This is a genomic window from Staphylococcus sp. FSL K6-0223, assembly GCF_038008285.1.
In genome coordinates this window covers 1,057,667-1,071,690 of sequence record NZ_JBBOYX010000001.1, presented here as the reverse complement: position 1 = coordinate 1,071,690, position 14,024 = coordinate 1,057,667, and the positions used below count along the sequence as shown (strand labels likewise).

9 protein-coding genes and 1 pseudogene are annotated in these 14,024 nt (G+C 31.5%); 1 reads left to right on the top strand and 9 read right to left on the bottom strand.

Annotation, left to right across the window (positions count from 1 at the left end):
• Window positions 1-16: 16 nt before the first annotated feature.
• Together icd and MHI13_RS05315 are read right to left on the bottom strand one after the other, a co-directional pair.
• Entirely contained in the window at window positions 17-1,288 is a 1,272-nt protein-coding gene (gene icd / locus MHI13_RS05320; protein ID WP_017176130.1) for an NADP-dependent isocitrate dehydrogenase, read from the bottom strand.
• A gap of 35 nt (window positions 1,289-1,323) precedes the next feature.
• Window positions 1,324-2,442, bottom strand: a complete 1,119-nt coding sequence (locus tag MHI13_RS05315; protein ID WP_017176129.1) for a citrate synthase — start codon at window positions 2,440-2,442, stop codon at window positions 1,324-1,326.
• Window positions 2,443-2,791: 349 nt separating this feature from the next.
• Between MHI13_RS05315 and MHI13_RS05310 the strand changes: the two genes are divergently transcribed.
• Window positions 2,792-4,144 carry an amino acid permease gene (locus MHI13_RS05310; RefSeq protein ID WP_017176128.1) on the top strand — a complete coding sequence of 451 codons (1,353 nt, stop codon included), beginning with the start codon at window positions 2,792-2,794 and terminating at the stop codon, window positions 4,142-4,144.
• Window positions 4,145-4,450: 306 nt separating this feature from the next.
• Here MHI13_RS05310 and pyk read toward each other — a convergent pair whose 3' ends face one another.
• The 7 genes and pseudogenes from pyk to MHI13_RS05275 all read right to left on the bottom strand — a co-directional run bounded on the left by pyk (window position 4,451) and on the right by MHI13_RS05275 (window position 14,000).
• On the bottom strand, window positions 4,451-6,211 hold the full coding sequence (gene pyk, locus MHI13_RS05305) for a pyruvate kinase (protein WP_017176127.1): 1,761 nt from the start codon (window positions 6,209-6,211) through the stop codon (window positions 4,451-4,453).
• Window positions 6,212-6,228: 17 nt separating this feature from the next.
• Complete coding sequence (gene pfkA, locus MHI13_RS05300; RefSeq protein WP_054105795.1) at window positions 6,229-7,197, bottom strand: 6-phosphofructokinase; 969 nt, start codon at window positions 7,195-7,197, stop codon at window positions 6,229-6,231.
• Between the two features lie 173 nt (window positions 7,198-7,370).
• A complete protein-coding gene (locus MHI13_RS05295) occupies window positions 7,371-8,315 on the bottom strand; it encodes an acetyl-CoA carboxylase carboxyltransferase subunit alpha (RefSeq protein ID WP_017176125.1) in 945 nt (314 codons plus the stop codon).
• Window positions 8,308-9,174: an acetyl-CoA carboxylase, carboxyltransferase subunit beta gene (accD, locus tag MHI13_RS05290; protein WP_017176124.1), complete on the bottom strand. Its 867-nt coding sequence runs from the start codon at window positions 9,172-9,174 to the stop codon at window positions 8,308-8,310. The genes MHI13_RS05295 and accD overlap by 8 nt, the downstream gene beginning before the upstream one ends.
• Window positions 9,175-9,484: 310 nt before the next feature.
• Window positions 9,485-9,643: pseudogene (locus tag MHI13_RS05285) on the bottom strand (NAD-dependent malic enzyme); the annotation flags it as partial.
• Between the two features lie 194 nt (window positions 9,644-9,837).
• Entirely contained in the window at window positions 9,838-13,041 is a 3,204-nt protein-coding gene (locus MHI13_RS05280; protein WP_054105796.1) for a DNA polymerase III subunit alpha, read from the bottom strand.
• A gap of 20 nt (window positions 13,042-13,061) precedes the next feature.
• The gene (locus MHI13_RS05275) at window positions 13,062-14,000 is read right to left on the bottom strand and encodes a DHH family phosphoesterase (RefSeq protein WP_048761533.1); all 939 of its coding nucleotides are present in this window, start codon (window positions 13,998-14,000) and stop codon (window positions 13,062-13,064) included.
• Window positions 14,001-14,024 lie beyond the last annotated feature (24 nt).

Genomic DNA, 14,024 nt, shown 5'->3' with positions numbered 1-14,024 from the left:
TTTATCAAAATAAATATTATTTTAAGTTTTTAATCAATTCATCGGCAAATTCTGAAGTTGATACTTCAGTAGCTCTGTCCATTAAGCGAGCAAAATCATATGTCACAATTTTAGAAGCAATTGTAGCTTCAATAGCATCAGTAATTTTATCAGCCGCTTCTTGCCATCCTAAATGTTCTAACATTAATACAGAACTTAATAATTCAGATGATGGATTCACTTTATTTAAGTTAGCATACTTTGGTGCTGTACCATGTGTTGCTTCAAAAATAGCATGCCCTGTCTCATAGTTAATATTAGCACCAGGAGCAATACCGATTCCTCCTACTTGTGCAGCAAGTGCATCTGAGATATAGTCGCCATTTAAGTTCATTGTAGCTACTACATCATGTTCTGCTGGACGTGTTAAAATTTGTTGTAAGAAAATATCTGCTATTGAATCTTTAATAATAATTTTACCGTCTTTTTCAGCTTGTTGTTGTGCGTCATTTGCAGCATCTTTACCATCTTTTTCAGCAATGTCATCATATTGTTGCCAAGTAAATACTTTATCAGAAAATTCGTTATGAGCTAAATCATAACCCCATTGTTTAAATGATCCTTCTGTAAACTTCATAATATTACCTTTGTGAACTAATGTTACTGATTTACGGTTATTATCAATTGCATATTGAATAGCTGATCTTACTAAACGTTCGGTTCCTTCTTTAGAAACTGGTTTAATACCAATACCAGAAGTTTCGGGAAAACGAATATTTGTAGCACCCATTTCATTTTGTAAGAAGTCAATAACTTTTTTAACTTCTTCTGTTCCTTCTTTAAATTCAATTCCAGCATAAATATCCTCAGTATTTTCACGGAAGATAACCATATCAACATCTTGAGGACGTTTTACTGGTGAAGGTACACCTTTAAACCAACGTACTGGACGAAGACAAGTAAACAAATCCAATTCTTGTCTTAATGCTACATTTAAAGAACGAATGCCTCCGCCAATTGGTGTAGTTAATGGCCCTTTAATTGCGATTAAGTATTCTTTGATGGTATCTAAAGTTTCTTGTGGTAACCATTCACCAGTTTCATCGTACGCTTTTTGACCAGCTAATACCTCTTTCCACTCAATACGCTTTTCACCGTTATATGCTTTTTCAACCGCCGCATCAACAACACGACTAGCTGCTTTCCAAATATCAGGACCGATACCATCCCCAATAATAAATGGAATAATTGGTTCATTAGGTACATTTAATAATTCATCATTTGCTCTAGTAATTTTTTCAGCTGCCATTATAAAAGCCTCCATAAATTAAATTTTGAAATATTTTATCTTTCTTCTACTGCTACATATTTACGATTTGTTTCTCCAACATATTTTGCACGCGGACGAATAATTCGATTATCACGATATTGTTCTAAAATATGCGCGGTCCATCCTGCAGTACGACTTACAGCAAAGATAGGTGTAAAAATATCGTGTGGAATTTCCATGCTATGATAAACAGTTGCACTAAAGAAGTCTACATTTGGAATTAAACCTTTTTCATCATGCATACGCTTTTCAATTGCAAGAGAAATTTCATATAATTCGTTATGTCCAGTTTCAGAAGTTATTTTTCGACTCATTTCTTTTAAGTACTTGGCACGTGGATCTCCCTCTTTATATACACGATGACCGAATCCCATGATTTTTTCTTTGTTAGCGAGTTTCTTATCTAAATAATTATCTACTTCATCAAGTGATTTAACTTCTGATAGCATTTTCATAACTTGTTCATTTGCTCCACCATGTAAAGGGCCTTTTAATGAACCAATTGCTGCTACAATACCTGAATACATATCAGATAAAGATGATACTGCGCATCTTGCTGTAAATGCTGAAGCATTAAGTTCATGATCAGCATGTAATATTAAAGCTTTATTAAAAGCTTCAACTTCAGTATCAGATGGCAATTCCCCTTTTAACATATACAAGAAGTTTGCTGCATAGCTTAAATCAGAATTGGGCTTAACAGGTTCCTTTCCTTCTCGCACGCGTGAAAACGCTGTAACTAATGATGCAATCTTTGCTTGGATACGAATAGCTCGATTTTTTCGACTTTCATCTGTTTCCTCTTCAGCATCTGGATCAAAGTGTGCAATATAAGAAACAGAGGTACGTAATGCAGTCATTGGATGTACATCATCCGTAGCATATTCTTCAAAATGCTTATATACCCTTGGATTTAATGTCATATATTGTTTAAGTTTCTCTTTTAATTCTTCAAGTTCTTCTTGTGTTGGTAATCTATAATTCCATAATAAGAACATGATTTCTTCAAATTGAGCATTTTCAGCTAAATCATCAATATCATATCCTGAATAAGTTAATTGACTGTCAATAATTGAACTAATTTTAGTTTCTGCTGCGATAACCCCTTCTAAACCTTTTTGTAATTCTGCCATAAGTAATTCCCCTTTTCTTTTACATAATGTAATGGCTTTCATAAAATAGTATATCTAAAATTATAAGTTTTGTGAATAATTATATATGTGGTTTAAATTTTCATTAGTAAATTATTTATATATTAATTTTAATTATAATGATAGTAAAAATTGTTATAAAGCTATTTATGAATAGTAAGACAAGGTTGACTTATGTGAAAATAATGAATATTTTAATTATTTATCAACAATGATTATTTTTTATTAACTCAATGTTAATAAAATTTTTAGAAAAAATTTAGAAAAATAATTGTCGAATTTAATATATAAGTGCATAATTAATATTAATTAAATGTAAGGGAGTTGTCTTATGGCAGAAGAAAAATTACAAAGAGGATTAAGTAATCGTCATGTACAATTGATTGCTCTTGGTGGCGCTATCGGAACTGGATTATTCTTAGGTGCAGGTCAAACTATAGCTATGACTGGACCTTCTATTCTATTAACCTATATCATTATTGGATTCATGCTATTTATGTTTATGAGAGGTCTTGGAGAAATCATCATTCAAAATACTCGTTTTAAATCATTTGCTGATGTAACAAACGAGTATATTGGACCGTTTGCAGGATTCGTTACTGGATGGACATATTGGTTATGCTGGATTATAACGGGAATGGCAGAAGTAACTGCAGTTGCTAAATATGTTAGTTTCTGGTTTCCAACTATACCAAACTGGATTACTGCTCTGTTTTGCGTATTAATATTAATGGTTTTTAACTTATTAAGTGCAAAATTATTTGGAGAATTAGAATTCTGGTTTGCTATTATTAAAATTATAACTATTATAGCTTTAATCGTCATTGGTGCAATAATGATTTTATTTGCTTATAAAACTCAATTTGGACATGCAAGTTTAACTAATCTTTATAAACATGGTATTTTTACCAATGGAACCTCTGGTTTCTTTATGTCATTCCAAATGGCTTTATTCTCATTTGTTGGTATTGAAATGATTGGGGTAACCGCTGGTGAAACTAAAGATCCAGAAAAAACAATACCTAAAGCTATAGATGCAGTACCAATTAGAATTTTAATTTTCTATGTAGGTGCTTTAGCAGTCATTATGTCTATTATTCCTTGGGACAAAGTGGATCCAAATGAGAGCCCATTTGTTAGATTGTTCTCATTAATTGGTATTCCGTTTGCAGCTGGATTAATTAACTTTGTAGTTTTAACTGCTGCTGCTTCATCTTGTAATAGTGGTATCTTCTCAAATAGTCGTATGTTATTTGGATTATCTGAACAAAAACAAGCGCCTTCTATATTTAAAAGTACTAACAAACAAGGTGTACCACATATCGCAATTATAGTATCATCTGCGTTATTATTGGTGACAGCATTATTAAACTATATTTTTCCAAATGCAACGCTAGTATTTACATATGTTACAACAATTTCAACAGTATTATTTATTATCGTGTGGGCTTTAATTATTTGGGCTTATATTAATTATCATAGAAAAAATCCTGAATTACATAAAAAAGCAAAATTCAAACTTCCTGGTGGAAAATATATGGCCTATATTATTTTAGCATTCTTCATATTTGTGTTTTGTTTACTATTTGTAAATGCAACAACAAGAAACGCTATTTTCTTAACACCCATTTGGTTTATTATTTTAGGTATTATGTATTTAAGATATAAAAAAGTAGCAAATTAACATTAAAATATCAATATAAAAAATGACTGGAACAATTGATAATGTTCCAGTCATTTTTATGTTAATGCAGTCGATGTCTGAATTGAAATACTCTTGTAATAAGCATTTTTAAACACTACTATCCCCAACATAGAGATTTTCTTAATGAAAATCTACGTTCAACGCAAGGTGGGACGACGAATACGGCTCTATTCCACTTTTTTAATATGTTTAAATAATATAAAAAAGAGCGAGAATTTTATCCACTAATGTGGTTATTCTCGCTCTTCTAGCATTTTAATTAAACATACTTATACAGTTGTTTAATTAAAGGACATTCGCATACCCTTCAAAAATTCTACCTTGATTTGCATCAACAGTAATTAATAAGTCATTTTTCAATTCTTTAGTTGCATTTTCAACACCAATAATAGTTGGGATACCTTGTTCAAGTCCAACGATTGCACTTGGTGATGTTATACCGTTTTCTTCAGTAATTAAACCTGCAGCTTTTTCAACATATGGAACATAACTTTCGTCTACTGAATTAGTCACAATAATTGATTCACTTAGGTCTTTTCCTTCTAAATCACTAGCAGTTTTAGAAATCACTGTTTTACCAGTTGTTGATCCACGACCAACACCTTGACCTTTAGCAATTTCATCACCTACTAAATGTAATTTCATCATATTAGTCGTACCTTTTTCACCAGTTGGAACGCCAGCAGTAATGATAATTAAATCACCATTACCAACTTTTTCAGTAGCAACAGCTGTTGCTACTGCATTATTTAATAAATCATCTGTTGTTTTACGTCCTTTTTTAACAACTGGATATGCACCCCATACTAGTGCTAATTGTCTTGCAGTATGTTCACTAGGTGTTACTGCAATAATATCTGAATGTGGACGATATTTAGAAATTGTAATCGCTGTTGAACCACTTTCAGTTGCAGCTACAATTGCTTTAACATTTAAGTTTAGAGCAGTATGTGCTACAGATACACCAATCGCATTTACTAATGATGTTTCTACTAATTTAGTACGATCAGATAATAATTTTTTGTAATCTTGAGCAGCTTCAGCTGAAATTGCGATATTTCTCATTGTTTTAACTGCTTCTTCAGGATATTGTCCTGCAGCTGTTTCACCAGATAACATAACTGCATCTGTACCATCATAGATTGCATTAGCAACGTCACTTGCTTCAGCTCTTGTTGCACGTGGATTACGTTGCATTGAATCAAGCATTTGAGTTGCAGTAATGACAGGTTTTCCTAATTTATTACATTTTCTAATTAAATCTTTTTGAACGATTGGCACAGATTCAGGTGGAATTTCAACACCCATGTCACCACGCGCAACCATTAAACCATCAGATACTTCTAAAATCTCTTCGATATTGTCAATACCTTCTTGGTTTTCAATTTTAGGGAAGATCGTAATATTATCATTATTTTCTTGTTCTAAAATTTCGCGAATATCTAATACATCACTAGGACGACGTACAAAGCTTGCTGCAATGTAATCAATATCTTCTTTAATACCAAATTTAATATCTGCAGCATCTTTATCAGTGATACCAGGTAAGTTTACTTTAACACCAGGTAAGTTTACACCTTTTTTATTTTTTAATTCACCAGTATTTAAGATATCACATTTAACTTCGCCTTTATCTTTATCAATATCTTTAACTTGTAATTCTACTAAACCATCATCTAATAAAATGTATGATCCAATTTGAACATCATTAATTAAATCTTCATATGTGACTGAGAATTTTTCAGGTGTACCTTCAACTTGAGACATACTCACAATAACTTCTTTACCTTTTTCAAGTACAATCAAGCCGTCTTTCATATCATGTGTACGAATTTCAGGTCCTTTAGTATCTAATAAAATACCAATAGTTTTACCTAATTTTTTAGATACTTTACGAATTGAATCAATACGTGCTTTATGTTCTTCATGACTACCATGAGAGAAATTTAAACGTGCAACGTTCATTCCAGCATTCATTAATTTTTCTAACATTTCCTCAGACTCTGAAGCAGGTCCTATAGTACATACAATTTTAGTCTTTCTCATTATAAAAGCCTCCTAAATTATATAGATAATTCTTTTGCTAAGTCATAAATACGAGTGTTGAATTTATGGCTTTCATTATTGAAAATTTCATCAAATGGTGTTGCTGTAAGTTGGTTATTTTGTAAACCTACACCGAATCCTGTTTGACCTTGCATTAACAATTCTACAGCATAACCGCCTAATCTTGAAGCAAGTACTCGATCTACACCAGATGGACTACCACCACGTTGGATGTGACCAAGAACAGATACACGTGCATCAACATTGATATATTTAGTTAATTGTTCTGCACATTCATGGCCACTCATACAACCTTCTGCTACCATAACGATAGAATGTTTTTTTCCACGTTTAATACCACTTTCAATTTTTTCAGCAACATCTTTAATATCTGTGTGCTCTTCTGGGACTAAGATTGTTTCAGCACCTACTGACAATCCAGCCCACAGTGCTAAATCACCACAATCACGTCCCATTACTTCTACAACAAAAGTTCTCGCATGACTTGAAGCAGTATCTCTGATTTTATCGACACAGTCAATAATCGTATTTAATGCTGTATCGAAACCAATAGTGAAATCAGTACCATTAATATCATTATCAATTGTTCCAGGGATACCAATTGTTTTTATATCGGTTGTTTCTTCGCTAATACGTTGAGCACCTCTATAACTGCCATCTCCACCGACTACTACAAGTCCTTCAATACCATGCTTGTGTAAGTTCTCAATCCCTTTTTGTCTTACACTCTCATCTTTAAACTGAGGACATCTAGCAGAATATAGAAAAGTTCCTCCTCGTTGAATCGTATCTCCAACACTTCCTAATTCAAGTTTGTGGATATTATCATCAAGTAAACCTTGATAACCCTGATAAACACCAAAAACTTCGATATTATTATAAATTGCTTTTCGTACGACTGCTCTAACAGCAGCATTCATGCCTGGTGAATCTCCACCACTTGTTAATACCGCAATTCTCTTCATAGCGACATACCCTTTCCTAACTATAATAATCTTCATGTATAAATTACCATAATTTTATTATCTATTCCATTAATATTGATAGATTATATATATGTAAACGTTTTAAATTTTTAATTTAATTTATATAAAAAAAATGACTAGAAATTTTAATTAAAATTTCTAGTCATTCTGTGTTAATTAATAAAGGTACCAATATTTCTAAATTTATTAAATCGATGATTCGCTAAAGCTTGTCCATCTAATTTATTTAATTCATTAAGCTGATGAATAAAAGATTGTTTAATTTGTTTTGCTTGAAAAACGACGTCTCTGTGAGCGCCGCCTTGTGGTTCATTAATAACTTCATCTACCACGTTTAGTTCCAGTAAATCTTTTGCAGTAATTTTCATCGTTTCAGCAGCCATTTTTGCTAAAGAGCTATCTTTCCAAAGTAATGCTGCCGCCCCTTCTGGAGAAATAACAGAATAAGTACTATTTTCAAGCATTAATAATTTATTAGTTATACCAATACCAAGCGCACCACCGCTTCCACCTTCACCGATGACAACACCAATCACAGGTACTTTAAGAGAAGCCATCTCAATTAAATTTTTCGCAATTGATTCACTTTGCCCTCGTTCTTCAGCTGCTTTTCCCGGATATGCACCTTTTGTATCAATAAACGTAAAAATAGGACGATTAAATTTTTCAGCTTGTTTCATTAAGCGTAAAGCTTTACGGTAACCTTCAGGATGAGCCATTCCAAAATTACGATAAATATTATCTTTAGTATCTTTCCCTCGTTGCTGACCTATGATAGTTACCGGTTGATTGTTGAGATATCCTATTCCACCAATCATCGCAGGATCATCTCTAAAATTACGATCTCCATGTAATTCAATGAATGAATCAAAGATATATGGAATATAATCAAGTGTTGTAGGTCTTTCTTGAAGTCTTGCAATTTGTACTCGATCCCAAGGTTTTAAATTGGTGTATATTTTTTTTCTTTCTCTTTCCAAAGAGGCTTCTAACAAATCAATTTCATCTTGTAAGTCGACGTCATTTTTTTCTTGAGATTCCTTCAATGAATTAATCTTTTCTTTAATCTCATATAAAGATTTCTCGAAATCAAGCATTCGTCTTCACCTCTTGATGTAGTTTTAAAATTTCAGAAAGTGTTGCTTTCATGTCTTTTCTATGCACAACTTTATCTAATTGACCATGTTCTAATAAAAACTCAGCAGTTTGAAAATCTTCCGGCAATTTTTCGTTAATTGTTTGTTCTATAACTCTACGTCCAGCAAAACCGATTAAAGCCTTAGGTTCGCTTAGGTTAATATCACCCACAGAAGCAAAACTAGCTGATACACCACCAGTAGTAGGATGTGTTAAATAAGAAACATATAATAATCCAGCATCAGAATGTCGTTTTAATGATACACTTGTTTTTCCCATTTGCATTAATGAAATAATACCTTCTTGCATTCTGGCACCACCACTTGCAGAAAATAATACAAATGGTAACCGATGTTCAGTACAATAATCAACGATTCTACAGATTTTTTCCCCTACGACTGAACCCATACTTCCCATTCTAAATCGTGAGTCCATAACTGCAATGCCATATTTCACGCTATCTAATTCTGCTGTACCAGTTACGATGGCTTCATTTAAACCCGTTTTCTTTTGATCTTTTTCCACCTTTTCTTGATAACCAGGAAAATCTAAAGGATTAGAAGATGTCATTTCTTTATCGAATTCTTTGAACGAATTTTCATCTGAAATAGCTTCTATTCTTTTGTATGCAGGAAGTGCGATATGATGATCACAATTAAAGCATACATTTAAATTTTCAGTTAGTTCTTTTGTATACATTATTTTTTTACAATTAGGACATTTAGTCATGATACCCGCTGGTACGTCATTTTGTTTAGAATCCGGTACCGTTAAATATTTCTTTTTTTTACTACTTCTATTAAAAAAATCTTTAAACATGCGTAAACCTCCGCATAACTCACTCAATAATTTCGTTATTTTAAATAGTTACTTTTAAATTCGCTTACTTTATTTTAAATCTGTTAACTTCATTGTTTTATCATATACGTCATGGAAATCTACTTCAATACATGCAACACCTAATTCCATAGCAGATTGTGTTAAATCTTGTGTCGCTGATGGTGTCACTCTTTAATCGAAAGGAGTAGATTCAATATCTAAAACAACTCTAAAAACACCTAGATAAGCTAATATCTTATTAATTTGATTTCGAAAATAAGGTCGTCTCGTTCCTACTACTTTAGCACTACTTCCTTGATTCTTCATAGCTTTCTTTACACGATTCTACTGCCTCTATAGAGTATGCTAAACTTAGCTCTTCTATATTGGTTACTTTAACATAAGGTGTAGTTTTTAATTTACCTTGATTCTCTTTATGCATTTGTAATGCATCGTCTCTTAAAGACATTTAATCAATCTCTAATTGATTTATAATTAAATTACTTTTGAAAAGAAGGATTTTTGTAACAATTAAGTTCAATTTTAAAAACCATTTTTATATGCTACATGTTATTAAATCAAGAGATAAAAAAATCAATAAAATTATTAATTTTTCTTTATAACCATCAATTAACTATATCATAATTTTTTTGCATATAAAAGTTATATAATTCTGATGTCACTTGGCTTGAACATCTTTATAAACCTTTCGACTTGTTCCATTTCTTTTTGTAAAAATCCTAAAGATTGAGTTTGTTGTTGCATTTCATTAAATAAAACTACTTCTAAATCGTTATGTGTCGTTTGATCTATTAAAAATGATTTAATATCTTCTAATTGATTGACGTTTCTAACCATTATTTGTTTGGCTTGAGATAATTTGTTATTTTCAAAGTCGTTAATTGTATCCATACTTTGAATGATAATTTGTCTCTTTTGATTTCGTTCTTCAAATTTGCCATGAACGACTAGAATATCATTTTGTTGTTGACTCATTGTCTCATATTGTTTGTACTTATCTGGAAACAAAACACCATCAATAGTGGTTCTACCATCATCTAGAACCAAGAAAGCCATATGTTGTCCAGTTTTTGTTCTTATTTGCTTAAATTGATTAACCTGAACAAGTATAGGTTGATAATCTAAGCTATTCTTAATCGTAAATATACCTAAATATTGTTTGATATAAAATAATTTTTCAACTGGATGGTTAGAAATATAAAATCCTAAGTATTCTTTTTCATAAGCACTAATTATTTGATCACTGAATTCCTCTTTATCTTCATAGGCTTGCTTCGGTGTTAACATATTAAATAAAAATTCATCTTGTTCAACATTCGAAACTTGATCAATAACTTCATCAATTGTAGATAATAGTGTTGATCTAGTTTTACCAAATGAATCAAATGCGCCCACACATATTAATGCTTCTAATAATTTTCTAGTTTTAATTTTCTTAGGAATTCTTCTGGTGAAATCAAAAAAGTCTTTATACAATCCATTTTCAGATCGTTCGTCTACTATAGATTTGACGCTTTGATATCCCACACCTTTTATTGCACCCAACGATAAATAAATATTTTTTTCTGTCGCTTTGTAAAACCAGTGACTTTTATTAATATCTGGAGGTAAAATATTTAAACTTTGAGTTTTAGCTTCTTCTATTATTATTGCCGTTTTGGTTTCATTACCTATAACATTACTGAGAATATTCGCGTAGAAATAATTAGGATAATGCACTTTTAAATAAGCCATGATATATGCAATTTTAGAATAACTCACTGCATGAGCTCTAGGAAAACCATAATCCGCAAACTTTAATATTAGTTCGAAAATACGTTCACTAATTGATGCATCATAATTATTACTTACAGCCCCTTCAATAAAGTGTTGACGTTCACTTTCTAGAATAGCTCTATTTTTTTTACTCATTGCACGTCTCAATATATCTGCTTGACCATAACTAAAATTAGCGAATTGACTAGCAATTTGCATGATTTGTTCTTGATAAATAATGACGCCATATGTCTTCTTTAAAATAGGCTCTAAATCAGGATGTAAGTATTTAATGTCACTTTGACGATGTCTTCTTGATATGTATGTAGGAATTTCTTGCATTGGACCAGGTCTATACAATGATGTTACAGCAACGATGTCTTCAAAGTGTTCAGGCTGTAATTCCATCAATACTCTTCTAACACCTTCTGATTCTAATTGAAATATACCTGTAGTGTTTCCTAGAGATAATAATTTAAATACTTTTTGATCATTAAAAGGGATTTGTTCTATATCGATATCAATATTTAAATCTTTTTTTACTTGAGTGATAATTTGATGAATAATTGATAAATTTCTAAGACCAAGAAAGTCAATTTTTAATAAACCTAATCGTTCTGCTTCAGTCATTGTCCATTGAGTCAATATACCTGTATCTCCCATTGTTAAAGGAGCAAAATCATACAATGGTTTATCATTAATAATTATTCCAGCAGCATGGGTAGATGTATGACGTGGTAAGCCCTCTAGTTTTTTACTAATTTCAAACCATTTTTCATGACGATAACTTTTATGAACAAATGCTTTAAATTTTTCATTTTGATAGGCTTCTTCTAGTGTAATACCTAATTGATGTGGGATTAAATTCGATATTTCATTTAACGTTTTTTCGTCAAAACCAATAATACGGCCTACATCTCTCGCTACAGCTCTTGCTAATAGGTGACCAAAAGTGACGATACCTGATACGTGATATTGACCATACTTTTCTTGTACGTACTGAATCACTTTTTCTCTTCTTGTATCCTCAAAATCGATATCAATGTCTGGCATAGTGACACGTTCTGGATTTAAAAAGCGCTCGAATAATAAATCAAATTTAATTGGATCAATAGTTGTGATACCTAATAAGTAACTGACTAAAGATCCTGCAGATGAACCACGTCCAGGTCCAACCATCACGTCATGCGTTTTAGCAAAATGTATTAAATCGCTCACTATCAAAAAATAATCTTCGAATCCCATATTCGTTATTATTGAATATTCATGATGTAATCGGTCAATATATCGCTGATCTTTATCTAATTTAAATTCTTTAAGACTATATTTTAACTTTTCTAAAAGATAGGATTTAGTACTTTGTTGATTAGGGGTTTTAAAGTTAGGCAATAGATTTTGATGATATTGAATTTCTGCGTTACACTCATCAGCTAAAGCCTTTGTATTAGCTATTATTTTTTCAGACAATTGAAATGCTTTAATATTTTCACTAGTTGGAAAATATTCATGAGCATCCTTAATATCATTTACTAAATCCAATTTTGTATTGTTTTTTATTGCTTTTAATGCAGGTATTGTATCTGCATCTTCAGGATTTAAATATCTTGCATTATTAAGAAAGACAATTTTATCGTCTGAAAAATCTAATTGACTTGTGTGATTTATGAATACTGACTCATTATTCTTTAGTGTTTGAATTAACGATTGATGAGACGCATGAGCATCTTTAAAAACAATAGCAAGATGATAACTATATTTTTGTAGCCATTTTAGGGGTATCGTAGTCTTTTGTTTCATATTTATTGCAGAAGAAAGTTGATACAGAGCATGGAGACCTTCATTATTCTTTGCGAATAATACTGTTTCAATTGTGCTAATTTCATCAGAAACCATTACAGTCATTCCAAATATTGGCTTAATTCCCTCTTTAACACATGCGTCATAAAACTTAGGGAAGCCATATAATACGTTCGTATCAGTAATTGCAAGTGCTTGATATCTATTTTCTTTTGCCTTTGATACAACATCGTTAATTTTTAAACTTGAATATAATAAATCATATGTTGAATGAATATTCAAATGTACAAACATATATGACTTCCTTTCGTAATTTATAGTTTTTGGCGTAAGGCTTCACCTAAAGTCTCAAATTGTTCCCAATTTTCAACAGAGACTCCAGATGCATTTGGATGTCCTCCACCGCCAAATTGATTAGCTATATCATTAATAGTAATTCCTTTAGAACGTAATCGACATCTAATTTGATCACCTTCATCAACACCAAACATCCATATTTTTAGACCTTTGATATCCGCTACGGTATTAACAAACTGAGATGCTTCGTTAGGTGCAATTTGAAATTGGTTTAGGACGTCTTTAGTAATCTTTATTTGGCAATATTGATGATCTTCACTTAATTGGAAATTTTGTAAAATATATCCTTGGAATGGCATAAGTTTTGGATCTTTCTCACCCAATTGATTTAATATCTCATTATGATTAAATGGAAATTCTAGCAAACGACTAGCAACCTTCATAGTATGTGGTGTGGTATTACTAAATAAAAAACGACCTGTGTCTCCGACAATTCCTAAATATAGAACACGTGCGACAGATTCATCGATAATATTAATATCATTAAAATGTGTAATAAAATCAAAAATGATTTCGCTTGTTGAACTTGCATTAGTATCTACATAATTTATTCTGCCATATTGATCAGTAGCAGGATGGTGATCAATTTTAATTAAATCTTTGCCTTGATTAAATCTTTGATCATCGATACGAGGTGCATTTGCTGTGTCACAAACAATCACTAGAGCGTTTTGATACATATCATCTCTAACTCTGTCTAAATCCCCTATAAATGCTAAAGAAGATTCTGGTTGCCCAACTGCATAAATAGACTTTTCTGGAAATTTACGTTGCAAATAATATTTTAAGCCTAACTGCGAACCATATGCATCTGGATCAGGACGAACGTGTCTATGAATAATAACAGTTTCATATTTATCAATTTCATTCATTATTTTATTAAAAATTTCTACCATTTCTTTTCTCCTTTAATTTCAAAA